Genomic DNA, 24,462 nt, shown 5'->3' on the forward strand with positions numbered 1-24,462 from the left:
GCCGGGCTTTTTTATATTCGGGCTGACCGCTCACCAGAGCGACCAGGTATCGTCCTCTTCCGCTTCATCAGCTTTCTTGGTAGCTGGTTCGGCAACAGTTTTTGCTGCCTCGGCGGTTTTAGCCGGTACCGGAGCGGCGGCGCTGGTGACACTTGATGAAGCGACCTGCTGGACAGGAACCATGCCCAACACCTTTTTCGTTTCTTCGGTAACCATGCCGTTGGCTTTCAACCCTTGATCTTCCTGAAAGCGAACCAGCTCGGCACGTGTACTGTCATCCATGGTGGGGCTGACATTACTAATGTCATAGCCAGCCCCATATAGCGCATGTTTGAGGGCAACCGTGTCGTTGGCCTGAGCTGCCGGGACCAGCCCCGCCATTGTGATTGCTCCAACCAACAGCGTCGATTTACCGAAATGACGTACAACTGTTCTCATGGTTCTCACCTGCCTTACTCCTGATACCTTGCGGTACCTGTCTAGTTATTATGTTGTAGCGCACAGTCTAGTTATGACTTAAAAAAACCGTAACATATTTCAGAGCTCAGAACCGTGCTCGCTGTTCCGTTGTTGCGCTTCTTGTTCTGCCCCTTCACTGAATTCCCGAATAAAGATGCCCCAGAAAGCCATAAACAAAGCCGCGACCAAAGGCCCCATGACAAACCCGTTGATACCAAACATCGCTATCCCACCGAGCGTTGACAGCAGCACCAGATAATCCGGCAACTTGGTGTCGCGACCCACCAAAATAGGCCGCAACAGATTATCCGCCAGACCAATCACCACCACACCAAATGCCGTAAGCACAGCCGCCGATACAACATCACCAACCGCAGCCAGGTAGATAGCCGCCGGCACCCATACAATCGCGGCGCCAACGGCGGGCAACAACGACACAACCGCCATAACCACCCCCCACAACACGGCACCGGTGATGCCGAGCACAGCGAAAATAATGCCGCCCAACGCTCCCTGAATGATGGCGATCAAAAGATTGCCTTTGACGGTTGCTCGAGTCACCTCGGCAAATTTCGCAAACAACAACCGTTCCCGCTCATCTCCGAGCGGCAACGCCTTGATCATCAATTCAACAAGTTTACTGCCGTCCCGAAGCAGAAAGAACGCCAAGTAAATCATCAACGCCAGTCCAAGGAAGAATTGGAACGTATTCTGACCCAACCCTAATGCTTGTTTGGCCAAAAACTGACTCCCCCCTAAAAAAGCACTCACCACTCGGTCTCTAAGCTCCGCAACGTTGATATCAAATTGCGCCAGAAGTGATTGAATAGCGGGAAATGATGTATTGACCTGATCGATGTATTCGCCTGGGCGAATCTCGCCATCCTGAATTTTTTGGTATATACCCACCCCTTCACCAATCATCGCAGTGCCGAGAACGAGGACCGGAAGAATGACGATCACCAAACACACAAAGAGCGTGATCAACGCATTGGTATTGGGCCTGTCACCTAGCCGTTTATGAAGAAGTTGTTGAACAGGGTGAAATATAAGCGCAATTGCCACCGCCCAAAAAATCGGGCCCAAGAACGGCTTCATCAGCAGAACGAACGCTAAAGAAACGCCCACCAGCATCGCCAGAAAAGTTCGTGTTTCAAGTTTGGCGTACATATCGGATCAGACCTACAAAACAGGGGAACAAACGGAAGCTAAGACTACCACGACAGCGTGGCCACTGTAGCCAACTTCGCGTTATAGTTGATGGTTATTAACCAACCATTGAACTCGTTATGCCATTGCCCACTGAAAACTTCAGCCTTGAGACGGCTCTTGACGCGGCCACTGAATTGCGGCGAGTCCTCGCTGCCCGCATGCATCGCCGAAAGGTGATGGGGCAGGACGTTTTAGTGCCTGGACAGTTGGGAGAGGCTCTGCAACTTCCAAAAATCATCAGCCGTTTGACCAGCAAACAACAGCGCTATCGCGAGATGGGCTTGAACGACTTTCAAGAGCTCTGGCCAACTCTTTCGGCCCGCACCCGTGAAAAAGTCTTGGATGCAATTGGTTGGTATAACCCCAAAGAACTAGATTGGGACGACAAACGATCCAATCGCCGCCCCGTGATCGATCCAAAAGATGGCCCGAACTGACAACCCTCCGCACTAAAACGGCGCAACAAGACAAGCTCGGATTCAAACCGACAACGCTCTGTTACGCAACTCAAACAAACAAACGTTTCAACTGTTTTATTCTGAACCCCTAAGATTGTCGACCGACAGTCGCGCACCCAATCAGTTAGGATAGTCGATGGCATGCGTATCCTGAGAACCGACGAAGCACGCTTCGAAGGCCTACCGGATTACCCTTTTCCTCCAAATTATCAAGAGGTCGAATCCGGCCTGCGAATGCACTTCGTGGACGACGGACCCGCAAATGGAGCTCCCGTGATCATGCTGCACGGCGAGCCCACTTGGTCGTACCTTTACCGGCATATGATCCCGGTTGTTGCCGCAGCTGGTCACCGGGTTTTGGCACCCGATCTGATTGGTTTTGGAAAATCCGACAAACCCGCCGCACTCAGTGACTATTCCTACGACAACCATCTACGCTGGCTGTCCCGCTGGCTGGAGACACTGGACATCCGGGGAGCCACGCTGGTTTGTCAAAACTGGGGATCCTTACTCGGCTTACGGTTGGCGGCAGACAACCCTGACCGATTCAACCGCATTATCGTTGGAAACGGCATGCTGCCAACCGGCGACACACGGGTTTCAACAACGTTTAAAGTCTGGAAAGCCTTTGCCAACCACAGCCCCTGGTTTCCTGTCAGTAAAATGGTACAACTCGGCACCGAAAGAACACTGACGAAACGGGAACTAGCTGCGTACGAAGCGCCATTTCCACGGGACGAATTCAAAGGCGGCGCCCGAGCTTTCCCTGCGCTGATCCCCACCTCTCATGCTGATACGTCCAGTGCTGCAAATCGCGAAGCCTGGCGCAAACTCGAGAAGTGGCGCAAACCCTTCATTACGTGCTTCAGCAGCGGCGACCCCCTCACCCGCGGCGTTGATCGCCAAATGCAGCGTCGTATACCGGGCGCGTATGGGCAGCCGCACATGACTCTTCCGGGGGGGCACTTCCTGCAGGAAGACTCACCAAACTCGTTTGCCAGAGTCATTATCGATGCGTTGAAACAAGAGATGGCCGCCTGAACGCAGCCATCTCCGCTCAACCAAAGACAGTCACCGCTTGCCGGCTCAAAGCTATTAGCTCACCTTTAGCTGTCCAAATACCCGCATGGGTATGCCCATAACCTGAACCCGCTTGATCAACCGTGGCCCGGTACAGTAACCAGTCGCCGGGGGCGATCACAGGCCTTGGATGAATAATTTCCAGATTCCAGCTCAGTGAGCTCGCCGGAGCCGGCCCCTTCAAGTGCGGTAAAATAGCCGGCGGCCATGCGTCCGCCAAAGCAATAATATGGGCATCCGTCATAGCATCCGGCGTTTCTCGGAACTGCATCCAACCGCCCATCTCGCGTCCACCTTTACCGGAAAACGGCATATGTCCAAACGCCCAGCGCATTTCAATATGCTGGGTAAATTCCGGAGTTACGCCCTTGATGTAAGGAAGCTCGGGACACTCGTCAACCGGTTTGGCAACGGGCCCCTCTAAAGGAGTCACCTGAACAGCAGAATCACGATCACCACCAAAGCTCGCCAAGCAAACCAGGCGAGGCTCGCCATTCTGTACAATACGCCCAGTTACCTGTGAGGCGGCTTTTCCTTCACGAAGAACCTCCACCTCAAAAACCGCAGGAACATCCGCCTCCACCGGCCCAACGAAAGAAATCTGCATGGCACGAAGGGGCCGACCGGGAGCCACCTTGGAGACCACCACTTCATAGGTCAGCGCTGCAACCACGCCGCCAAAACTTGCTCGCCCTTGCCCCCAACTCGCCGGTATCACTACATCCAGGCCCTGGCGTACACCCTCTAAAAGCTCATCAAATCTCATGCCTATTCTCCGACCGTTAGCCTGCAAACATTAGAGATTGCCCCAGTTCCTGACAGCTGGCAAGACAGCCGCCCCGGCAACTACCTACCTGACCTACAGCATAAAATATGTCAATAGCGCCACAAAACGACTATAATCCTCGAAAATCATGCATTGCGTTTGCAATGTCATATCCTCCGAATACCGAGTACATTCATGTCAGAATTGTCTTTTGCCGAACTGGGGCTGGACCCAGCCGTCCTGGAAGCCGTATCCGCCGTTGGCTACGAAACACCATCGCCCATCCAGGCGCAATCCATTCCTGCCCTGCTGGCCGGCAACCATTTATTGGGTGTCGCCCAGACCGGCACCGGAAAAACTGCGGCGTTTGCACTGCCCTTGCTGAGCCGCATTGACCCGAACATTGCACAGCCTCAGATTCTTGTATTGGCCCCCACCCGGGAACTGGCCATCCAGGTAGCTGAAGCTTTTACTACCTACGCGAGTAAGTTCAAACAGTTCCACGTTCTGCCAATATACGGCGGCCAAGACTTCGCCCCCCAGATTCGCGGCCTGAAGCGTGGCGCCCAGGTTATCGTGGGTACTCCCGGCCGTATGCTGGACCACCTGCGCAAAGGTACTCTGAGATTAGAAAACCTCCGAGCTCTGGTTCTCGACGAAGCCGATGAAATGCTGCGAATGGGCTTTATCGACGATGTTGAGGCAATCTTGTCCAAAACACCGCCGAACTGCCAGCGTGCCCTGTTCTCGGCCACTATGCCGCCGCAGATCAAAAAAGTTGCCCAGACATATCTGAAGAACGCTACCGAGGTCCGCATTGAAAGCGAAACTCGCACCGTTGAGCGTATTTCTCAGTTTGTATTGCCGGTTTACGCTGAGCGCAAGCTCGACGCCCTAACCCGAATCCTGGAAGTAGAGCCGTTTGACGCGTCAATCATCTTTGTTCGCACCAAAGCGGAAACCACACTGCTCGCAGAAAAACTGTCAGCCCGCGGCCACGCCGTTGCGCCTTTGAGCGGCGATTTGAACCAGCGTCAGCGTGAGCAAACCGTTGAAGATCTGAAGCGCGGCAAGAAAGACATCATCATTGCTACCGACGTAGCTGCCCGTGGCCTGGACGTTCCCAGAATCACCCACGTTATCAACTACGACGTCCCCTACGACACCGAAGCTTACATTCACCGCGTAGGTCGTACGGGTCGTGCAGGCCGTACCGGTAAAGCCATCTTGCTGGTAACTCCCCGCGAGCGTAGCTGGTTGCGCACTTTAGAACGCGCCACCAACTCGCCCATGGAACCGTACCAACTGCCTTCGCCGGCTGCGCTGCAGCAAATGCGAGTTGAGCAGTTTGAAGCACAACTACTGGGCTTCACCGACGATCCTCGCGCTGCCAAAGCGATTGCTTTGCTGGACGACATCGCCGAACGTAACGATATGGACATCACGGCAGTAGCCGGTGCCTTGGCATGCTGGATGGAAGCGTCTCAGCCAGATTCACTGCCACTTGAGCAGCCTGAAGCTCTGCCTGAAGTTTCGTCAGCTCCGCCACGACGCAGAGGCGGCCCTTCCGGTAAAGGCAACTTCCGCAAAGGCGGTCCTGGCAAAAACTTCCGTAAAGACGGTAAGCCCGGCGGTGGCCCCCGCAAAGACGGCGGTCGAGGTCGTCCTGGTGGCGGTAAGCCCGGTGGAAAACCTGGCCCTAAGCGCGCTCCGCGCTCATAAGCCAGCTAGCGTAACCGGTCAGCTCGACCGGTTACGCTGATAGACTACAAAACTGTAGTCGTAAGGATTATTGTCAGACGCGGAGAAATCTTCGCGTCCGATCTCTTCCCACTCATCCCAGTTCACTTCCGGAAAGTAGGCATCCCCGTCAACTTCGGCGTGTACCTGCGTAATATAAATCCGATCGACCATCGGCAGAGCTTCTGCGTAAATCTGCCCACCGCCAATTATCATCACCTCTTCACCACCATCCAGCTCAGCCTGAGCCTCGGCTTTCACCAATGCTGCGTCCAATGATGTGGCCGATACTGTACCCGCTGGAGCTTTCCACTCTGGGTTTCGGGAAATAACCAGGTTCATCCGCCCCGGCAAGGGCCGACCAATAGAGTCCCAAGTCTTCCGCCCCATAAGAATGGGCTTACCCATAGTGGCTTCTTTGAAGTACCGCAAATCTCCCGGCAAATACCAAGGCAGCGCATTGTTCCGGCCAATAACCCGATTTCGGGCCATGGCTACGATGAGTGCTTTTCTCATTTCGTCTGATTCCCATTTGAATTTGGAGTAAGCAAAGGTCAAATAGCGATAGGCGCCTTTATCCCCGGATACGGGTCATACCCCTCAAACTCGAAATCTTCCAACTCATAGTCAAAAATCGAAGCAGGCTTACGTTTCATAACCAGCTTCGGCAAAGCTCGAGGCTCCCGCTTCAACTGCTCAAACACAATCTCGTCAGTCAGGTGATTCTGGTACAAATGGCAATCGCCAAATGTATGCACAAACTCACCCACATCCAGATCACACTGCTGAGCAATCATATGCGTCAGCAACGCATAAGACGCAATATTGAACGGCACACCCAGGAACAAATCTGCACTGCGCTGATACAACTGACAAGACAGCTTGCCGTCAACCACATAAAACTGGAACAAACAGTGGCACGGAGCCAACGCCATACGCCCTTCCCGCACGTTATCCTGCGGGCCAATGGATTCATCCGGCAACTCAGCCGGGTTCCAGGCTGAAACGATCAAACGACGGGAGTTTGGCTTATTGCGAATCTGGTCGATCACTTCGCTAATCTGATCAATCACACCCCCATCGTGGCACTGCCAGCTACGCCACTGCTTACCGTAAATAGGCCCCAGATCGCCATTCTCCAATGCCCACTCGTTCCAGATGGACACCTTGCGTTCTTTGAGCCAGTTGTTGTCAGTGGATCCTTGCAGAAACCACAGCAACTCACAGATGATACTGCGCAGATGCACTTTCTTGGTGGTCACCAACGGAAAGCCTTCCTGCAAATTGAAACGGATCTGCCGGCCAAACACCGAACGGGTTCCCACGCCAGTACGGTCACCCTTATCAAATCCGTTATCAACCACATCTTGCATCAGGTCGAGGTAAGCTTTCATGATGTTTCTCTCCGGTAAGCTATGGCAATTAAGGCAGCGCCAGCAATGATCATGGGCAACGACAACACCTGTCCCATGGTGACCCAATCAAAGGCCAAGTACCCTAGGTGCGCGTCTGGCAAGCGGACAAACTCGACCAGAAAACGGAACACGCCGTAACACAACAAAAAGAGGCCCGAGACCGCCATTTTCGGCCGTTCTTTCGCCGAGAACCACCACAGAATGGCAAATAGCGCCACGCCTTCCAACGCAACCTGATACAACTGTGACGGGTGACGTGCCAATGCCTCTTGTGCCTGTGGGAACACCATGCCCCATGGCAAATCCGTCGGTTTGCCCCAAAGCTCGCCGTTAATGAAGTTACCGACACGGCCTGCGCCTAACCCTACCGGCACTAGCGGAGCCACAAAATCGGCAATTTTCCAGAACCCGGCACCGGTTTTGCGGCCGTACCACACCATGGCAACCATGACACCCAGCAAGCCACCGTGGAACGCCATCCCGCCTTCCCAGACCCGCAACAACCAAAGGGGGTCTGCAATAAAGGCATCGAAGTTATAAAACACGACGTACCCAAAACGGCCACCGAGGATGACACCCAGCGCCATATAGAAAATCAAATCGCCAACTTGCTCTTCCTTCAACGGTGACCATGGTTTACGGCTACGGATGTTCCCCAGCCACCATGCGGCCGCAAAGCCGACCAAATAGGTCAGACCATACCAATGAATTTTAAGGGGGCCGATCGCGATCGCGACCGGATCAATCTGTGGGTATTGCAACATGGAAAGACTCTCAGCTCAGCAGGAATCGTAGGCCGACAATAATCAGCACAATGGCAAAAATACGTTTCAGAAGGCGGCCATCAAGGCGGTGTGCCAATTTGGCCCCTAAACGGGCAAATATTACGCTGGTGGCGACAATGCCAATGAGTGCGGGCAAGTAAATAAATCCTAGGCTCATGCCTGGCAATTCGGGATGCTGCCATCCGGTCCAGATGTTCCCGACCGCTCCCGCCAGAGCTATCGGAAAACCGCAAGCGGCCGACGTGGCAACGGCCTGCTGCATGCGGACGTTGGACCACGTCAGATAAGGCACGCAAATCGTGCCTCCACCAATCCCGAAAATCGCAGAAGCCCAGCCGATGAAACCACCAGCCACGCCCAATCCAGCAGTGCCGGGCACATCTCTACCCGGCTTTGGATTCACTTCCAGAATCATCTTCAGTGCCACCAGAATAGCGAACACACCAATAATCGTTTCAAGGAACGGCCCACTTAACATAGCAGCCGTCCAAGCGCCCAATAGTGCGCCCGCAATGATTCCGACCGTCATAGGGCGAAAAAGATCCCAACGCACGGCGCCATGCTGATGATGGGTGCGAATGGAACTAATCGAGGTAAACAAAATGGTCGCCAGCGAGGTCCCGATGGCCAAATGCGCGGCAATCTCCGGGCTGAACTCCATAAAGTTGAAACTGAAAATCAGCACAGGCACGATCACCAGACCGCCGCCAATACCGAACAGGCCAGCCATAGTGCCAGCAAGTGCACCTAGCAACAGGTACAGAACAAGTACGCCAATCAGGGTCATAATCGTTTAGGGTCCGGGGAAGCATTCAGGCTGGTATGATACGCATTGTTGTCAATCGCTGCAGCCCCGATGAGTAAGGATGATTACCTGTTATGTGCACCATTGTTTTCGCCCTTGGCCAAAGCCGTCAGTACCCGCTTGTGGTGGCCGCCAATCGTGATGAATTTTACCGGCGCCCCACTACAGCAATGGACTGGTGGACGACAGACAACGGTTTAGAAATCCTTGCAGGCCGCGATTTGGAATCCGGCGGCACCTGGCTGGCAGTTTCACCTGACGGCCGCGTAACCGCGGTCACCAATGTCCGCGAGGGAAGCCCTGAACCGGGACGTAGCAGTCGGGGCGAACTGCCCCTGAATGCCCTCAGCCAGCCCTACACGGAATTAAAGCATTCGTTAAGCTCGGAGCCCGAACGCTATTCAGGATTCAATCTGGTATCGCTATCCCCCAGCAGTGGCTGGTATTACAGCAACCGGGATGCCAACCCAGGAAGGCAAGTATTCAGGGGTATCTACGGTCTCAGCAACCATTTGCTACAAACTCCCTGGCCCAAGCTTTTGCGACTACGTGCGGCCGTCGGCCAATCAATAGACTCAGCCCACGCCGATACAAACGCGATGCACAGCCAGCTGATTTCTGTACTGCAAGACACCACACCAGCCCCCGATAACCAACTGCCAGACACCGGCGTTGGGATGGACACTGAACGTTTTCTCTCATCTCCGTTTATCAGTGGCGAGCACTACGGCACCCGTGCCACCACCATTGTGACGCTGTCAGCGCTAGGCGAAATACAGGTAACAGAGCAAACTTGGGGACCGTTCGCACAGAAGCTCGAAAAGCGAGAGTTCCGCTGGCAGCGATAGCTCGGGGACTCTGTTATAATCCGCGCATTTCCTGACACATTGGAGCGGAGGACGCCCATGGCCGGTGACAAAGACAAGACATCGATAGCCGACTTTGAAAAATCCCTGGACGAGCTCGAAAAGCTGGTACGGGATCTGGAGCAGGGCGAACTGCCTTTGGAGCAATCTTTGGCGGCGTTCGAGCGAGGCATTAAATTGACCCGCGAGTGCCAAAGCGCTCTGAAATCGGCCGAACAGCGGGTTGAGCAGCTGACTCAGAACAGTGATGGCTCCCTGGAAACACGTCCTTTCGCTGCGGATGATACTCACTGATGACTGATCACACCGCTCTGGCGACTCACTATATTGAACAATGCCGCCAACGCATCGATGCCGAACTTGATCGCAGCATTCGCCAGGACTCCGCGTCTGAGCGACTGCAAGACACTATGCGCTACAGTGTACTGGGTGGTGGCAAGCGCATTCGCCCAGCGCTTTGTCTGGCTGCCGCTCGGGCCGTTGGCTGCGATGAAGAGATCGCCCTGGTCCCCGCCTGTGCATTGGAATTAATCCATGCCTATTCGCTGGTTCATGACGATCTGCCCGCTATGGATGACGATGACCTGCGCCGAGGCCGACCGACCGCCCACATTGCATTCGACGAAGCCAGCGCCATTCTCGCCGGCGACGCCCTGCAAACACTGGCGTTCAGCTTGCTGGCCAGCGCGCCCGACTTAACCGATAGCCAGCGGGTCATCATGATCGCCAAACTGGCTCAGGCCAGCGGGCACGCAGGCATGGTTGGCGGACAAGCCATTGATCTGGAATCCGTGGGCATTGAATTAGGCCTCGATCAGCTCGAAAACATGCACCGTCACAAGACGGGAGCATTGATTGAAGCCAGCGTGGATCTTGGCGCGGTAACCGCCGCCAGCGTCACTTCGGAGCAACGCTCTGCTCTGGCAAGTTACGCCCGGGCGCTGGGACTGGCCTTTCAGGTTCAGGATGATCTGTTGGATGTCGAGGGTGATACGGCCATCATTGGCAAACGACAGGGCTCGGATGCTGCCAAAGCGAAGCCAACCTACCCGACTCTGCTTGGGCTCGAAGGTGCACGGGCTCATCTTGCGACGCTGCTGGAGCAAGCCCTGCGGGCATTGGAAGGCTTTGGCCCAGAGGCTGAACCGCTGCGAGCGATGGCTGACTACGTGGTCACAAGAAACCACTAACAACCGCATGAACACACGGCAACACATCGTTTTGTAACATCTGGCCCGAGAAGCATGAAACAGCCACCACTGTTCCCTATAATGCCCGCCAGAGAATTCATATTTTCGAGAAAGACCGGAGCTGATGCAGGACACTTATATCTTCAGGGAAATCCCCTCACAGCGGCCGAACACACCGCTGCTGGACCGTATTGACGCTCCAGCTCAATTACGTGAACTGGCACCGGAGAACCTGCCTCAACTGGCCCGGGAACTGCGGTCGTTCCTGCTTTGGACGGTAGGCCAAACCGGCGGACACTTTGGTGCTGGCTTGGGTGTTCTGGAACTAAGTGTTGCTCTGCATTACGTATTTAACACGCCAGAAGACCGGCTGGTCTGGGATGTGGGCCATCAAGCTTACCCCCATAAAATTCTGACTGGTCGTCGAGAGCAGATGGGCACCATTCGCCGCAAAGGCGGGCTTGCCGGCTTCCCAAAGCGCGCCGAGAGCGAATACGACACCTTTGGCGTGGGGCACTCAAGTACCTCGATCAGTGCCGCCTTGGGCATGGCCATTGCTGCGCGCATGCAGAAAACCGGGCGTAAAAGCATCGCCGTGATTGGTGACGGTGCGATGACCGCAGGCATGGCTTTTGAAGCCCTGAACCACGCCGGCCATTTGCACGCCGATATGCTGGTGATACTGAACGACAACGACATGTCGATTTCACGGAATGTGGGCGGTCTTTCCAATTATTTCGCCAAATTGCTGGCAAGCCGAACCTACAACCAGGTCCGCGACGGTAGCAAGAAAGTGCTTGCTGGCGCCCCCAACCTGATGGCACTGGCAAAAAAGACGGAAGAGCACTTCAAGGGCATGATCGCCCCCGGCACGTTGTTCGAAGAACTGGGCTTCAACTACATCGGCCCCATTGATGGTCACGACCTGCCATTGCTGGTAGAAACGCTGGAAAACATCCGAGACCTCGACGGCCCGCAGTTTTTGCACATCGTGACCACCAAAGGGAAAGGTTTTGCCCCTGCCGAAGCAGACCCGATTGGCTACCACGCCATCAACAAGATTGAGCCGGTCCCGGCCGACAAGCCGGAACCCGTAGCGCCAAAACCTGCCAGCCCAAAATACGCCAACGTATTTGGCCAATGGCTGTGCGATGCGGCTGAACAGGACGATCGCATCGTCGGCATTACCCCAGCCATGTGCGAAGGCTCGGATTTGCTGGGCTTCTCCGAGCGTTTCCCCGATCGATATTTTGATGTCGCCATTGCCGAACAGCATGCGGTGACGCTCGCTGCGGGGCTTGCCTGTGATGGCGCCAAACCAGTCGTCGCAATTTATTCGACCTTTCTCCAGAGAGGCTACGACCAGCTGATTCATGACGTTGCCATTCAGGACCTCGATGTCCTGTTTGCGATCGACCGTGCAGGGCTGGTAGGTGAAGATGGCCCGACTCATGCCGGCGCGTTCGATATCAGTTATCTGCGTTGCATTCCCGGCATGGTCATCATGACCCCATCTGATGAAAACGAAACCCGCCAACTGTTGCACACCGGCTTGATACACGAAGGCCCTGCAGCCGTGCGTTACCCTCGAGGTACCGGCCCGGGTGCCGAGATCGCGCAAGAGCTTTCACCAATGCCAATCGGTAAAGGCCGTCGTATTCGTGAAGGCGCTCGTGTTGCCATACTGAACTTTGGCCCGCTGCTCGAGCCCGCGTTGAAAGCGGCTGAAGAGCTAAACGCCACGGTGGCCGACATGCGCTTCGTCAAGCCACTGGATGAGACTTTGGTGCTGGAGCTTGCGGAACAGCACGATTTGCTTATCACCTTGGAAGAGAATGCGATAGCGGGCGGTGCAGGCAGCGCCGTCACCGAGTTCCTGTGCGCCAAGGAAGTGACCCTGCCGGTGATGCAATTAGGCCTTCCCGACCGTTTTATCGATCACGGTAAGCCGTCGGAGCTGTTGACCGAGTGCGGGCTGAATGCTGAAGGGATCAAAAATGCGATCGCCGGGCGGCTGGAGCGCCTGCATAGCCGGCCAGTTAGCGCAGCCAAATAAGAAAAAAGCGCTGGTGAACGCCAGCGCTTTTTTTAAAGAGGGATCAGGCCGGGTCGTCGTCCTGATGGGTTTCGAGCCAATGTCCCAGCTTACTTTGCTTGGTATTGAGATAATGCTCGTTGTGGGGGTTTCGGCCTACATGGAGAGGCACCCGCTCAACAATGTTCACACCATACGATTCAAGTGCCTTCACCTTTCTCGGATTATTGGTCATCAGCTTCAAGTGACCAATGCCCAAGTGCTTCAACATGTCCTGACACATGCTGTAATCCCGTAAATCGGCGCCAAAACCCAGCTGCTCATTGGCTTCAACTGTGTCAGCACCTTGGTCCTGCAGGCGATAAGCCCTGATTTTATTCAGCAGACCGATGCCACGACCTTCCTGACGCAAATACATCAACAAGCCACGCCCTTCCCGGGCAATACTGCGCAAGGCTTCTTCAAGCTGGTAGCCGCAATCGCAGCGCATGCTATAAAGCGCATCACCGGTCAGACACTCGGAATGCGTTCTCGCCAACACAGGCTCATCGGTGCTGATATCACCCAACGTCAGGGCCACGTGCTCCTTCCCGGTTTCAATCTCTTCAAAGCCGTGCATATCGAAGACACCAAAGGGGGTAGGCAAACGGCAGGTCTCAATGTAACGAACAGCCACTGTAATTCCTCGTGGTTCTGACAAATGGGGCGGGCATTCTATCACGTGGCCGCTAGCGGGGCGTAGTCTCAGCCAACCAATGACCGGAACGACCGCCTTTTTTTTCCAGCAGCCGAACGTTATCGACCACCATCCCTTTATCCACAGCCTTACACATATCGTAGAGCGTCAGCGCAGCCACCGAGGCGGCCGTCAGCGCTTCCATCTCAACACCGGTCTGGCCAGACAGCTTGCAGCGGGTTTCAATATGAACCGACGCACCGTCAGCACCTGGCGACAACAGCACTTTGGTGGATGTCAGGTTCAACGCATGGCACAGCGGAATCAAATCGTGGGTTTTCTTGGCGGCCATGATGCCCGCAATCCGGGCTGTGGCCAAGACATCGCCCTTCGGATGCTCGCCATCGATAATCATCCTGAGTGTTTCCGGCAACATACGCACCGTTGCTTCAGCCCGCGCTTCACGTTCGGTAACGGCTTTCTCCGTCACATCGACCATCCGCGCTTCGCCTTTTTCATCAAGATGGGTCAGTTTGCTCACGCTTGGCTCCCTTTGCATTAAGTTCCAACCTTTCGGTTTTCATGGCGCGGCCACCAGAAGCTGATGCCGGCAATGCCTTGGCCGCCACATGCCCGCGTCTGTGCCTGATGCTCCAGTGCTAAACCACCCAATCCATAAACCGGGATTACGGCCGCCGATACTTGGCGCTCAAATTCATGCCACCCCAAGCCCGACTCACCGGGATGACTGGCCGTTGGCAAGACCGGGCCAAATACGGCGTAGTCCGCACCTAAACGCTCAGCGTGGCGCAATTGCTCAGCACTATGGCATGACACACCCAACAAGCGATTCGCAGGCACAGGACGCTCTGACAACCTCTCAGCCTCACGCCAAGGCAAGTGTACGCCCGCTGCTTCCGGAAACTCGGCAAGCAAGTCCGGACTGCCATGCAGCATCACACCTATTTCAGAACCTTCGCTCTCGGCCAACACGGCTCTCGCTAGCTGCCGATAATCATGAGCTGCCAACTCTGGCGCCCGCAGCACCACCAATCCGGGTTTCAACGCAGGCAATGCAGTAACAAAACGAACCAGACCATTTTCCCACGATGCCATAGCACCGGTTATTGGTAGATTCCCGGGTAAGTTCAAGGCTCGAATAATTGGCCGGTTCGCAGCCGGGAAGTCTTCATCCTGTAACGAATGAGGCGACAGCCATTCGATCGGCTGGCCTTCCCGCCCCTCGGGTTCGCCTTTGGCGGCGAAGGTTTTCCACACATCCAGAAAGACCTGTTTGTCACCATAGTCGTGGCGAATACCAATAACCGGCTCAAGACTCTCAGATGGCACCGTCAAACCGGTTTCTTCCGCAATCTCGCGCACCAGGGCTTGCTGAACACCTTCCCCCGGCTCCACTTTGCCACCAGGGAATTCCAGCAGGCCGCCCTGATGGACATGATCCGGGCGGCGCGCAATCAGCACGCGACCATTTCGGATAATCACCGCTACGGCGACATGTACCAGCTTAGGCAGGGTCGTTCGGTTAGCTTCGGTATTCGGCATTGATGGTCACATAGTCATGAGATAAATCGCAGGTCCATACCGTTTCCCGAATTTCACCGCGTTTGAGGTCAATGGCGATGGTAATTTCTTCTTGATCCATCACCGCTTGGCCACGCTCCTCGGAATAATCGTCGGCACGACCGCCATCACGAACCAAACACACATCGCCGAGGTGAATTTCCAGTGCCTCCAAATCAAGGTCCGGAACGCCGGCGCGACCGACCGCGGCCAAAATCCGGCCCCAGTTCGGATCTGACGCGTAAAGCGCGGTCTTCACCAGCGGCGAATGCGCCACCGTGTACGCCACATCCAGCGCCTCTTGCTGATTCGCCGCACCGGCCACATCGATGGTGACAAACTTGGTAGCCCCTTCGCCATCGCGCACAATGGCGTGAGCAAGATTCAGATAGATTTTCCGCAGTGCTTCTTTGAGTTCACTGAACAACGGGCTGTCTTCGGTAATTTCCGGGCCACCGTAGGTGCCGCTGGCAATGAGCATACAAGCATCATTAGTCGAGGTATCGCTGTCGATGGTAATCCGGTTAAAAGATTTCTCACCCAGTTCGGAGGCCAAAGCCTGCAAAGCGTCCGGCGCAATCTTGGCGTCCGTGGCAATGAATCCAAGCATGGTTGCCATATTCGGGCAAATCATGCCCGCGCCTTTGCTGATACCCGAGATCGTTACCTTATGGCCATTCAGATCAATCTGACAAGACGCTCCCTTCGGTCGGGTGTCGGTCGTCATAATGCCCCTGGCTGCTTCTGCCCAACGATCTTCGCCGGCATTGGCTAACGCGTCTGGCAATGCCCCAACGATCTTATCAACTGGCAACGGCTCGCCAATCACGCCAGTAGAGAACGGCAATACGCAGGCTGTGTCCACACCCGCTCTTTCTGCCAACGCCGCACAGCAGCGCTCTGCATTCGCCAGCCCGGCACTCCCGGTACCGGCGTTGGCATTTCCGGTATTAATCAGCAAGTAGCGGGGTGCTGTTTCAGCTAGATGGCGGCGGCTCAGCACAACAGGGGCGGCACAGAACTGGTTTTGGGTAAATATACCCGCTACTCGGGCATCCGATGCCAGCTCAAAGACAACAACATCCTCACGGCCAGGCGTTTTGATACCCGCACTGGCAACACCAATCTTTACCCCTGCTACCGGATGAAACTCCGGCAAAGTTCCGGGACCAACCGCCATGCTTATCTCCTTGAATGAATGCCAATCTGAAAACGACAAAACCCGCAAGCTGCTCTTGATCAGGCAGTTTGCGGGTTCTGGCTCGTGCGTCTCGGTGTCGGTTTAACTCACCTTACCGCAGCATTGCTTAAACTTCTTACCAGACCCGCAAGGGCAAGGTTCGTTTCGGCCTACCTTGCGCTCTTGGCGGACAAAGGTATCCGGCGTTGTTTGCTGCCCTTCTTCGCCTTCGCCCTGTGCCGGAGCAGCCGCACTGGTTTCATCGTGTCGCAGGTTGGCTCGGGCCATTTCCCGCTCAAGCTCTTCCTTACGGCGACGCTCTACCTCTTCCATCTCTTCACGACTCTGCACGCGAACATGGCTCAGAACTCGAGCAACATCCCGCTTCATGCCGTCCAACATGTTTTCGAACAGATTAAACGCTTCGCGCTTATATTCCTGCTTGGGATTTTTCTGGGCATAGCCGCGCAAATGAATACCGCGACGCAAGTGGTCCATATTTGAAAGATGCTCTTTCCAGAGCGTATCCAGCACTTGCAAGAAGACCTGCTTCTCGAACTTGCGCATGGATTCGACGCCAGCGATCTCTTCCTTCGCCTTGTACTCGGCGACAATCGCATCCAGTATTTTCTGGCGCAGATTGTCTTCGAACAACTTGCTGTCTTCTTCCAGCCACTGTTGAATCGGCAGCTCAATCGCCATCTCTGATTGCAGCTGCCCTTCCAGACCAGCCACATCCCACTGCTCGGGCATGCTCTGAGGAGGAATGAATTCGCTAATCAGCGCATCAACCACGTCTTCCCGAATTGTATCCACCATTTCAGATACGTCTTCGGAGGCCATGACTTCGTTACGCTGCTCGTAGATCACGGTACGCTGATCGTTGGCAACGTCGTCGTACTCCAACAGTGTCTTACGCATGTCGAAGTTGCGACCTTCCACTTTGCGCTGGGACTTTTCGATCGCGTTGGAGACCATGCGATGTTCGATGGCCTCGCCTTTCTTCATGCCCATCGCCTGCATCAGGTTCTTCACACGCTCTGGCGCGAAGATCCGCATCAGGTTGTCTTCCAGCGACAGGAAGAAACGGGAAGAACCCGGGTCACCCTGCCGACCCGCTCGACCACGCAGCTGGTTATCGATCCGGCGAGATTCATGGCGCTCGGTACCGATGATGTGCAAGCCACCGGATTCCAGCACCTGATTGTGGCGCTCGGTCCACTCAGCCTTCAATCGACCAATTTCTTCTTCCGAGGCCTCAGACATGCCAGCGGCTTCAAACTCCCAGTTACCCCCCAGCACGATGTCCGTACCACGACCCGCCATGTTGGTAGCGATGGTAACGGCACCTGGGCGGCCTGCTTGGGCAATAATCTGTGCTTCGGATTCATGCTGTTTGGCGTTCAGAATTTTGTGATCGATACGCGCTTTTTTCAGCAACATCGACAACAATTCAGACGCTTCAATAGAGGCAGTACCCACCAGAATCGGCCGGCCTTCGGCCGTTACGTCCTTGATCTCGTCAATGATCGCGTGGAATTTTTCTTCCTGCGTCAGATACACCAGATCGTTGTAATCAATACGCTGGATCGGTTTGTTCGGCGGAATCACCACCACGTCAAGCGCGTAGATTTGACGGAATTCGAACGCTTCGGTGTCTGCCGTACCGGTCATGCCAGCCAATTTTTCGTACAGACGGAAGTAATTCTGGAAGGTGGTTGAAGCCAGTGTCTGGCTTTCAGCCTGAATTTTGAGCCCCTCTTTCGCTTCGATCGCCTGGTGCAACCCTTCGCTCCAGCGACGGCCCGGCATAGTACGACCGGTGTGTTCATCAACAATAACCACCTGACCACCCTGAACGATGTAATCCACATCTTTCTGGAACAAGTGGTGAGCCCGAAGGCCGGAATGCACATGGTGCAACAAACCCAGGTTAGCTGCGGAGTAGAGGCTCTCACCTTCCTGCAACAAACCACGGCCCAGCAGAAGCTCTTCGACTTTTTCATGACCGGTTTCGGTCAGTTCCACCTGACGAGACTTTTCATCGATAGTGAAGTCGCCGGAGGATTCACCTTCTTCACTGACCTCACCCTTTTCCAGACTTGGAATCAGTGTATTGATGGCCTGGTACATCTTTGAGGAGTCTTCCGCCGCGCCCGAAATAATGAGCGGCGTGCGCGCCTCATCGATCAAGATGGAATCGACTTCGTCAACAATGGCAAAATTCAACCCGCGCTGGACCTTGTCGTCAATACTGAAGGCCATGTTGTCGCGCAGGTAATCAAAACCAAATTCGTTGTTCGTGCCATAGGTTATATCAGCTTGGTACGCAGCCTTCTTTTCTTCCGGCGCCTGACCAGCTACAACAACGCCCACATCCATACCGAGGAAGCGGTAAAGCTTGCCCATCCACTCGGCATCTCGACGGGCCAGATAGTCGTTCACGGTAATAACGTGTACGCCTTTACCCGGTAGAGCGTTCAGATACACCGCGGCGGTCGCAACCAGCGTTTTACCTTCACCGGTTTTCATCTCGGCGATGCGCCCTTCGTGCAGAGTCATACTACCCACCAGCTGGACATCGTAATGGCGCATTCCCATCACACGGCGGCTGGCCTCACGAACGGTGGCAAAAGCTTCGGGAAGGACGGCATCTAATGTTTCGCCCTCTTCCAGGCGGCGGCGGAACACGGCCGTCTTGCCCTGCAATTCGGTATCCGACAGTGAGCTAAACTGCTCTTCAAGTTCGTTGACACGCAAGACAACCTTGCGCATCCGCTTGATTTCTCGAGCGTTCTTACTGCCAAACATCTTGGTTGCGAGCTTTGTGAACATAGACCACGGCTTCTTCAGTTAAACGGAGGAAGCCGGCATTCTAACCTTATTTAGGCGAAGGACAAAAGGAGGGCTTCACGGGAATGAAATCAGCGGCTTGCGCGGCGGATATATTTTTCGGGGTTTTCAGGCTTTCCGTTGCGGATAACTTCAAAATGTACGTGTGGGCCAGTAGAACGACCCGTACTGCCCATTAGCGCGACACTCTGCCCCTTTTGGACGATTTCCCCGACCTTCACCTTGATGGCCTTGGCATGGGCGTAACGGGTCACTAACCCTTCGCCGTGATCAATCTCGACCAAGTTGCCGTAGCCATAGCGCTCATCGGCGTAGGTAACCACACCACTGGCCACCGCGATGATGTCACTGCCGTCTTTACCGGCAAGATCAACACCGCTATGCCAAGTTCGCTTTCCGGTGAAGGGGTCAGACCGATAGCCATACTTCGAAGACAACCAACCCCAGGTGATCGGGCGCCCCTGAACGTATAACTCGTCTTCCAGCTTCTGGCGCGAAGCCACTTTTTCCAACAGGCGCAACTGTTTTTCACGGTCGTCAATTTGGGCTTCAACCTGATCGATCATATCGGTCAATTCAGGGGCACTGAAGGAATCGGCCTGCAGTCCACCCTCTTCCGGGCCACCGACTGCGGCGGGCTGATCAAAATTAAACTCATCGCTGGTCACAATGCCGGACTCAACAAACCGCTGGCCCAACGCATCCAAGCGCAACAAACTGCCCTGAATACGGCCAAGCCGGAGGGTCAGAGCATCAATCTGAAGATCAACGTTCTGACGTACCCGATCCATTTCAGCTTTCTGCTCTTGCAGTTTTGCCTGCCATTCAGCCACCAGTTCGGATTCGGTCGGCTCCGCTGCCGCCACTCTTTCCATGGCAAAGCGGTAGCCACCCCAACCTACTGCGAGTACCACTGCGACCACGCCCAAAAACAGGCCGGCTATCATAGCTGCGTTGAGGTTTAGCGTTCGAGGCTGGCCATGGCTTTTGCCAACGAAAATTACATTCATATCGGCGTTCGATGTCATAAAGGGAGTCGCAACCATATCCGTGTAGTGCTGCGACCCGGAGTGGTTCCGAGCGGGTCTGCTATCCTTAGCAACAACTACGCACTGAAAAAAGTCGTAGCATCCGGTAGACATTGCCGTCCGTCACACTGTAAAACGGCCGTATTATAGACGCTACGTATAAAACGTGCTGAAGTGTAACCAATCGTAAACCGCAGAGTCGAGCAAAACCCGGCAATGAGCAAAAAAATCGATCAAAAAACGATCTTCAGCGCAGTTTCGTCGAGTTCCGGAACAACACTGAAACAACTTGTCGCAAAAGCTGGAATGCACGTCGAGGCTGAACAGATCGTGCTCGCAGCCATTCCCGCCGAGCTGACGAAGGGCACTCGCTTTGTAGCTTGCCAGGACGGTGAGCTTGTGCTGTCAACGGATACCGCCAGCAAAGCTACTCGACTCAGGTTCCGCCAACACGAGATTATGGAAGCGCTGAGGAATAACGAGCTCTTTCGGTTTGTATGGAAGGTTCGCATAAAAGTCGCGCCCGCCCGATACGAAGCTCGCAAAAAGGTCGAAAAGATACCTCTCAGCAAAGAAAATGCCCGACTCCTCGAAGAGGAGGCCGGGCACACGAAGGATAAAGCTCTACGCGAGGTTCTCGAAAAACTCGCAAGCCACGTCCGAGATTAAGGCGTCCCGCCTTAGCCCTCGACCGCCAGCACAGGCTTCATGTAAGAAATCGGAGCTGTCGCTTCGTCTTCGAACGTCACAACTTCCCACGATTCCTCTTCGGCCTTAAGCTTACGCAGCAGCTTGTTGTTTAAGCCGTGACCCGACTTAACGCCACGGAACTCACCAATCAAACTGTTGCCAAGCAGATAAAGATCCCCGATCGCGTCCAACACTTTGTGCTTAACGAACTCGTCGTCGTAGCGCAAACCGTCTTCGTTCAGAATTTTGTAGTCATCAACCACAATCGCATTATCGACACTACCACCAAGGGCCAGATTCATGGCTCGCAGCTTCTCGATATCACGCATAAACCCAAATGTACGGGCACGAGATACTTCTTTTACGAAGGAAGTGCTTGAGAAGTCGACCGTTGCGGTTTGGGCGCGGCCCTTAAACACCGGGTGATCGAAATCAATACCAAAGCTGACCTTGAAGCCTTCGAACGGAAGGAAGGTGGCTTTTTTACCATCTTCTTCAACCGTCACTTCCCGCTTGATACGGATAAAGCGCTTGGCAGCATCTTGTTCGGCAATGCCTGCGGATTGCAGCAGGAACACGAACGGGCCGGCCGATCCGTCCATAATAGGCACTTCGGCAGCGCTTAGCTCTACGTAACAGTTATCGATTCCGAGACCAGCCATAGCAGACAGTAAATGCTCTACTGTTGCCACACGCACACCGTCTTTTACCAGCGTCGTGGACAGCGTGGTCTCACCCACATTTTCCGCACAGGCACGAATTTCGACTACTGGGTCGAGATCCGTGCGCCGGAAGATGATTCCGGCATCGACCGGGGCCGGCTTCAGAGTCAGGTAAACCTTTTCCCCTGAGTGCAGGCCAACACCGGTCGCGCGGATGGTGTTTTTGAGTGTGCGTTGTCTAATCATCGGTCATTATTCCGTCACAAAAGAGCGATATTCTCAGCAAAAATCTGCCCGCAGAATATCAGAATTCAAGACTGAGCACCATTTAACCAACACAAGTTTAGTTAACTTATGCAATAGCTTATGACTATGATCAATCAGCTCGTCTTTGACAAAGGCTTACACCTTGCATCCATAATGAATGCACGCCTATCTGTCAGCATCGAGACAGAGTATCAATCAGCCTGCCTACGAAGGAATGCGGGAATATCGAGATAGTCCACGCCTTGCTCTTCGCTTTCTTTGCTCTGGTCCAGTGCTACATTGCCTTGAGTGACTGCGCGACGACGTAGAATCGCCGGACGATCCAACTGGTTGTAATCGGTTTTGCCATCCAGAGTGCGCGAGTTATCCACCACTTTGGTCGGCTTTTCACGATCGCCACCCAGACCAGTCGCCACAACCGTGACCTTCAACTCTTCTGTCATTTCCGGATCAATCACAGTACCCACAACAACCGTGGCAGATTCGGAGGCGAATTCACGGATGATGTCACCCACTTCGGTGAACTCACCCAAGTTCAGGTCCATACCAGCAGTGATGTTAACCAGAATACCTTTGGCTCCCTGCAGGTTAACGTCTTCGAGAAGCGGGCTACGAACAGCGGCTTCCGCAGCTTCCTGCGCCCGGTTTTCACCGGTTGCACGAGCTGTACCCATCATGGCCATGCCCATCTCAGACATCACCGTCTTCACGTCGGCAAAGTCGACGTTGATCATACCGTTGCGGGTGATCAGGTCAGCGATACCTTGAACGGCACCCAGCAGAACATCGTTGGCTGCGGCGAATGCGTCCAGAAGACTGGTTTTCTTACCCATGACCGCCAGCAGTTTTTCGTTCGGGATGGTGATCAATGAATCAACGGTTTCTTCCAGCTCTTTCAAGCCAGATTCGGCAACGCTCATGCGCTTGCCGCCCTCAAACTGGAACGGCTTGGTAACCACCGCTACCGTCAGAATACCCATTTCGCGGGCCACTTCGGCCACGATAGGCGCGGCTCCGGTACCGGTACCGCCACCCATGCCAGCGGTAATGAATACCATATCAGAGCCGTTCAGCGCTTCAGCGATGCGGTCACGGTCTTCAAGAGCGGACTGGCGCCCCACTTCCGGGTTCGCACCGGCACCCAGCCCTTTGGTGATGTTGCCACCCAACTGAATGATCTGACGCGCGTCCAGGTCTGTCAGTGCCTGGGCGTCTGTGTTGGCGCAAATAAATTCTACGCCCTCAATGTCGCTGTTAAGCATGTGACGTACGGCATTACCACCGCCACCGCCAACACCGACAACCTTAATGACTGCGCTTTGTTGAACATTATCGACGAGTTCAAACATATCCCCTACTCCTTCGTGCTGTTTCCGATCTATCCAGACCGGCTATTTCATTGATTTTGTATTTTCGAGAAACCTTCGTGTACTACTTCCTGTTTGCCGTCAGAACTGACCGGTAAACCAGGCTTTCATGCGCTCAATCAATGAGGGAGCATCCTCAGCTTTGAGCACCGGTGTCCGGCCAAGGTCCATTTGCCGGAAACCATGAATCAACAAGCCAACGCCAGTGGCGTATATCGGATTGTTGACTACCTCCGTCATGCCGGATACCGCCTGCGGACAGGCGAGCCTTACCGGCATGTGGAAGATTTCTTCGGCCAGCTCGACCACCCCTTCCATGGTGGAGGAACCGCCCGTGATGACGATGCCTGCCGGAATCATTTCTTCGAATCCGGAGCGGCGTAGTTCGGACTGCACCAACGTGAACAGCTCTTCGTAACGAGGCTCGACGACTTCCGCCAGCGCCTGACGGGAAAGATCGCGCGGCGCCCGATCACCAACGCTGGGCACTTTGATGGTGTCTTCAGCGCCTGCAAGCTGGGTCAGCGCACAGGCGTATTTGATTTTGATTTCTTCCGCGTTCTGAGTCGGCGTGCGCAGGGCCATCGCGATGTCATTGGTCACCTGATCGCCGGCGATAGGAATGACGGCAGTGTGGCGGATGGCGCCCCCGGTAAATACGGCGATGTCAGTGGTCCCGCCACCCACATCCACTACGCAAACCCCAAGCTCTTTCTCATCTTCGGTCAGGATGGCGTGGCTGGAGGCCAGCTGCTCCAGAATGATGTCATCCACTTCCAGGCCGCAGCGCTTCACACACTTATCGATGTTCTGGGCCGCGTTGACAGCACAAGTGACCAAATGCACCTTGGCTTCCAAGCGAACACCAGACATACCCATAGGCTCTTTGATGCCTTCCTGGTTATCGATGACGAATTCCTGCGGCAAAATGTGCAGCACTTTCTGGTCAGCCGGGATCGCTACCGCCTGAGCCGCGTCAATAACCCGGTCAATATCTGCTTGGGTCACTTCACGGTCCCGAATCGCGACAATGCCGTGAGAGTTCAAACTCTTGATGTGACTGCCAGCAATGCCCGCATACACGGAATGAATCCGACAACCTGCCATCAACTCGGCTTCTTCCACCGCCCTCTGGATGGCTTGCACGGTGACTTCAATGTTCACCACCACGCCGCGCTTAAGACCGCGAGATGGGTGCGAGCCAATTCCGACGACTTCAATGGTTCCATCCATTTTGCGTTTGCCGACGATCGCAACCACCTTGGAGGTTCCGATATCCAGGCCGACAATCATGTTTTCCGTTTCAACCGATGACATGTGATTCACCAAACCCCAAGTTCGTAATAA

24 protein-coding genes are annotated in these 24,462 nt (G+C 54.6%); 8 read left to right on the top strand and 16 right to left on the bottom strand.

Translation table 11 applies throughout. From position 1 onward, the window contains the following. Nucleotides 1-30 precede the first annotated feature (30 nt). Both K5L82_RS09705 and K5L82_RS09710 read right to left on the bottom strand, forming a co-directional pair. The gene (locus tag K5L82_RS09705) at nt 31-438 is read right to left on the bottom strand and encodes a peptidoglycan-binding domain-containing protein (RefSeq protein ID WP_262492562.1); all 408 of its coding nucleotides are present in this window, start codon (nt 436-438) and stop codon (nt 31-33) included. Between the two features lie 99 nt (nt 439-537). Next, nucleotides 538-1,629 carry an AI-2E family transporter gene (locus tag K5L82_RS09710; protein ID WP_223133960.1) on the bottom strand — a complete coding sequence of 364 codons (1,092 nt, stop codon included), beginning with the start codon at nt 1,627-1,629 and terminating at the stop codon, nt 538-540. Between the two features lie 119 nt (nt 1,630-1,748). Between K5L82_RS09710 and K5L82_RS09715 the strand changes: the two genes are divergently transcribed. Beyond that, a complete protein-coding gene (locus K5L82_RS09715; protein WP_223133961.1) occupies nt 1,749-2,108 on the top strand; it encodes a hypothetical protein in 360 nt (119 codons plus the stop codon). A 162-nt stretch (nt 2,109-2,270) separates the two neighbouring features. Continuing rightward, nucleotides 2,271-3,170 (top strand): haloalkane dehalogenase, encoded by a 900-nt coding sequence (locus K5L82_RS09720; protein WP_223133962.1) that lies wholly within the window; start codon nt 2,271-2,273, stop codon nt 3,168-3,170. Between the two features lie 16 nt (nt 3,171-3,186). Here the strand turns inward: K5L82_RS09720 and K5L82_RS09725 are convergent, their stop codons facing one another. After that, nucleotides 3,187-3,975 (bottom strand): acyl-CoA thioesterase, encoded by a 789-nt coding sequence (locus tag K5L82_RS09725; protein WP_223133963.1) that lies wholly within the window; start codon nt 3,973-3,975, stop codon nt 3,187-3,189. Between the two features lie 195 nt (nt 3,976-4,170). Between K5L82_RS09725 and K5L82_RS09730 the strand changes: the two genes are divergently transcribed. After that, entirely contained in the window at nt 4,171-5,697 is a 1,527-nt protein-coding gene (locus K5L82_RS09730; protein WP_133006388.1) for a DEAD/DEAH box helicase, read from the top strand. Between the two features lie 18 nt (nt 5,698-5,715). On the opposite strand, the gene K5L82_RS09735 is transcribed toward K5L82_RS09730, so the two are convergent. From K5L82_RS09735 to K5L82_RS09750, 4 genes are read right to left on the bottom strand one after another with little or no spacing between them, the layout of a single operon-like run. Beyond that, a complete protein-coding gene (locus K5L82_RS09735; RefSeq protein WP_133006389.1) occupies nt 5,716-6,231 on the bottom strand; it encodes a dihydrofolate reductase in 516 nt (171 codons plus the stop codon). Nucleotides 6,232-6,269: 38 nt separating this feature from the next. Beyond that, nucleotides 6,270-7,109 (bottom strand): thymidylate synthase, encoded by an 840-nt coding sequence (locus K5L82_RS09740; RefSeq protein WP_133006390.1) that lies wholly within the window; start codon nt 7,107-7,109, stop codon nt 6,270-6,272. Next, nucleotides 7,106-7,894 (bottom strand): prolipoprotein diacylglyceryl transferase, encoded by a 789-nt coding sequence (lgt, locus tag K5L82_RS09745; protein ID WP_133006391.1) that lies wholly within the window; start codon nt 7,892-7,894, stop codon nt 7,106-7,108. The genes K5L82_RS09740 and lgt overlap by 4 nt, the downstream gene beginning before the upstream one ends. Before the next feature lie 10 nt (nt 7,895-7,904). Next, nucleotides 7,905-8,702: a sulfite exporter TauE/SafE family protein gene (locus K5L82_RS09750; RefSeq protein ID WP_133006392.1), complete on the bottom strand. Its 798-nt coding sequence runs from the start codon at nt 8,700-8,702 to the stop codon at nt 7,905-7,907. 92 nt (nt 8,703-8,794) lie between these two features. Between K5L82_RS09750 and K5L82_RS09755 the strand changes: the two genes are divergently transcribed. From K5L82_RS09755 to dxs, 4 genes are all read left to right on the top strand, one after another. Then, the gene (locus tag K5L82_RS09755) at nt 8,795-9,568 is read left to right on the top strand and encodes an NRDE family protein (protein WP_223133964.1); all 774 of its coding nucleotides are present in this window, start codon (nt 8,795-8,797) and stop codon (nt 9,566-9,568) included. Between the two features lie 57 nt (nt 9,569-9,625). Next, nucleotides 9,626-9,880, top strand: a complete 255-nt coding sequence (locus K5L82_RS09760; RefSeq protein WP_223133965.1) for an exodeoxyribonuclease VII small subunit — start codon at nt 9,626-9,628, stop codon at nt 9,878-9,880. Beyond that, the gene (gene ispA / locus K5L82_RS09765) at nt 9,880-10,776 is read left to right on the top strand and encodes a (2E,6E)-farnesyl diphosphate synthase (protein WP_223133966.1); all 897 of its coding nucleotides are present in this window, start codon (nt 9,880-9,882) and stop codon (nt 10,774-10,776) included. The genes K5L82_RS09760 and ispA overlap by 1 nt, the downstream gene beginning before the upstream one ends. Before the next feature lie 124 nt (nt 10,777-10,900). Further along, nucleotides 10,901-12,832 (top strand): 1-deoxy-D-xylulose-5-phosphate synthase, encoded by a 1,932-nt coding sequence (dxs, locus tag K5L82_RS09770; protein WP_223133967.1) that lies wholly within the window; start codon nt 10,901-10,903, stop codon nt 12,830-12,832. Nucleotides 12,833-12,875: 43 nt separating this feature from the next. Here dxs and ribA read toward each other — a convergent pair whose 3' ends face one another. From ribA to K5L82_RS09800, 6 genes are all read right to left on the bottom strand, one after another. Continuing rightward, entirely contained in the window at nt 12,876-13,487 is a 612-nt protein-coding gene (gene ribA, locus K5L82_RS09775) for a GTP cyclohydrolase II (protein WP_133006397.1), read from the bottom strand. 52 nt (nt 13,488-13,539) lie between these two features. Beyond that, a complete protein-coding gene (gene moaC, locus K5L82_RS09780) occupies nt 13,540-14,028 on the bottom strand; it encodes a cyclic pyranopterin monophosphate synthase MoaC (protein WP_133006398.1) in 489 nt (162 codons plus the stop codon). A gap of 17 nt (nt 14,029-14,045) precedes the next feature. Further along, a complete protein-coding gene (locus K5L82_RS09785) occupies nt 14,046-15,050 on the bottom strand; it encodes a Nudix family hydrolase (RefSeq protein ID WP_223133968.1) in 1,005 nt (334 codons plus the stop codon). Further along, entirely contained in the window at nt 15,031-16,248 is a 1,218-nt protein-coding gene (gene argJ, locus K5L82_RS09790) for a bifunctional glutamate N-acetyltransferase/amino-acid acetyltransferase ArgJ (protein ID WP_223133969.1), read from the bottom strand. Before argJ ends, K5L82_RS09785 begins: the two co-directional genes overlap by 20 nt. Nucleotides 16,249-16,350: 102 nt before the next feature. Then, entirely contained in the window at nt 16,351-19,083 is a 2,733-nt protein-coding gene (secA, locus tag K5L82_RS09795; RefSeq protein ID WP_223133970.1) for a preprotein translocase subunit SecA, read from the bottom strand. Between the two features lie 89 nt (nt 19,084-19,172). Then, a complete protein-coding gene (locus tag K5L82_RS09800; RefSeq protein ID WP_223133971.1) occupies nt 19,173-20,129 on the bottom strand; it encodes a M23 family metallopeptidase in 957 nt (318 codons plus the stop codon). Between the two features lie 216 nt (nt 20,130-20,345). Between K5L82_RS09800 and K5L82_RS09805 the strand changes: the two genes are divergently transcribed. Beyond that, entirely contained in the window at nt 20,346-20,798 is a 453-nt protein-coding gene (locus tag K5L82_RS09805; protein WP_133006402.1) for a DUF721 domain-containing protein, read from the top strand. 11 nt (nt 20,799-20,809) lie between these two features. Here the strand turns inward: K5L82_RS09805 and lpxC are convergent, their stop codons facing one another. From lpxC to ftsA, 3 genes are all read right to left on the bottom strand, one after another. Further along, nucleotides 20,810-21,727, bottom strand: a complete 918-nt coding sequence (gene lpxC, locus K5L82_RS09810; RefSeq protein ID WP_133006403.1) for a UDP-3-O-acyl-N-acetylglucosamine deacetylase — start codon at nt 21,725-21,727, stop codon at nt 20,810-20,812. Between the two features lie 212 nt (nt 21,728-21,939). Beyond that, on the bottom strand, nt 21,940-23,097 hold the full coding sequence (gene ftsZ, locus K5L82_RS09815) for a cell division protein FtsZ (RefSeq protein ID WP_133006404.1): 1,158 nt from the start codon (nt 23,095-23,097) through the stop codon (nt 21,940-21,942). A gap of 99 nt (nt 23,098-23,196) precedes the next feature. Continuing rightward, nucleotides 23,197-24,432 carry a cell division protein FtsA gene (gene ftsA / locus K5L82_RS09820; RefSeq protein ID WP_133006405.1) on the bottom strand — a complete coding sequence of 412 codons (1,236 nt, stop codon included), beginning with the start codon at nt 24,430-24,432 and terminating at the stop codon, nt 23,197-23,199. Nucleotides 24,433-24,462 lie beyond the last annotated feature (30 nt).

It is taken from the genome of Marinobacter sp. AL4B (assembly GCF_019916045.1).
Lineage (GTDB): Bacteria > Pseudomonadota > Gammaproteobacteria > Pseudomonadales > Oleiphilaceae > Marinobacter.

Bases quoted from the DNA above. Each gene is read 5' to 3' on its own strand.
- secA (WP_223133970.1), bottom strand. From the start codon at position 19,083: ATGTTCACAAAGCTCGCAACCAAGATGTTTGGCAGTAAGAACGCTCGA.
- K5L82_RS09735 (WP_133006389.1), bottom strand. From the start codon at position 6,231: ATGAGAAAAGCACTCATCGTAGCCATGGCCCGAAATCGGGTTATTGGC.
- K5L82_RS09720 (WP_223133962.1), top strand. From the start codon at position 2,271: ATGCGTATCCTGAGAACCGACGAAGCACGCTTCGAAGGCCTACCGGAT.
- K5L82_RS09710 (WP_223133960.1), bottom strand. From the start codon at position 1,629: ATGTACGCCAAACTTGAAACACGAACTTTTCTGGCGATGCTGGTGGGC.
- ftsZ (WP_133006404.1), bottom strand. From the start codon at position 23,097: ATGTTTGAACTCGTCGATAATGTTCAACAAAGCGCAGTCATTAAGGTT.
- K5L82_RS09760 (WP_223133965.1), top strand. From the start codon at position 9,626: ATGGCCGGTGACAAAGACAAGACATCGATAGCCGACTTTGAAAAATCC.
- K5L82_RS09750 (WP_133006392.1), bottom strand. From the start codon at position 8,702: ATGACCCTGATTGGCGTACTTGTTCTGTACCTGTTGCTAGGTGCACTT.
- K5L82_RS09800 (WP_223133971.1), bottom strand. From the start codon at position 20,129: ATGACATCGAACGCCGATATGAATGTAATTTTCGTTGGCAAAAGCCAT.
- dxs (WP_223133967.1), top strand. From the start codon at position 10,901: ATGCAGGACACTTATATCTTCAGGGAAATCCCCTCACAGCGGCCGAAC.
- K5L82_RS09740 (WP_133006390.1), bottom strand. From the start codon at position 7,109: ATGAAAGCTTACCTCGACCTGATGCAAGATGTGGTTGATAACGGATTT.
- K5L82_RS09725 (WP_223133963.1), bottom strand. From the start codon at position 3,975: ATGAGATTTGATGAGCTTTTAGAGGGTGTACGCCAGGGCCTGGATGTA.
- K5L82_RS09785 (WP_223133968.1), bottom strand. From the start codon at position 15,050: ATGCCGAATACCGAAGCTAACCGAACGACCCTGCCTAAGCTGGTACAT.
- lpxC (WP_133006403.1), bottom strand. From the start codon at position 21,727: ATGATTAGACAACGCACACTCAAAAACACCATCCGCGCGACCGGTGTT.
- K5L82_RS09805 (WP_133006402.1), top strand. From the start codon at position 20,346: ATGAGCAAAAAAATCGATCAAAAAACGATCTTCAGCGCAGTTTCGTCG.
- K5L82_RS09705 (WP_262492562.1), bottom strand. From the start codon at position 438: ATGAGAACAGTTGTACGTCATTTCGGTAAATCGACGCTGTTGGTTGGA.
- ispA (WP_223133966.1), top strand. From the start codon at position 9,880: ATGACTGATCACACCGCTCTGGCGACTCACTATATTGAACAATGCCGC.
- K5L82_RS09715 (WP_223133961.1), top strand. From the start codon at position 1,749: ATGCCATTGCCCACTGAAAACTTCAGCCTTGAGACGGCTCTTGACGCG.
- lgt (WP_133006391.1), bottom strand. From the start codon at position 7,894: ATGTTGCAATACCCACAGATTGATCCGGTCGCGATCGCGATCGGCCCC.
- K5L82_RS09755 (WP_223133964.1), top strand. From the start codon at position 8,795: ATGTGCACCATTGTTTTCGCCCTTGGCCAAAGCCGTCAGTACCCGCTT.
- ftsA (WP_133006405.1), bottom strand. From the start codon at position 24,432: ATGTCATCGGTTGAAACGGAAAACATGATTGTCGGCCTGGATATCGGA.
- K5L82_RS09730 (WP_133006388.1), top strand. From the start codon at position 4,171: ATGTCAGAATTGTCTTTTGCCGAACTGGGGCTGGACCCAGCCGTCCTG.
- argJ (WP_223133969.1), bottom strand. From the start codon at position 16,248: ATGGCGGTTGGTCCCGGAACTTTGCCGGAGTTTCATCCGGTAGCAGGG.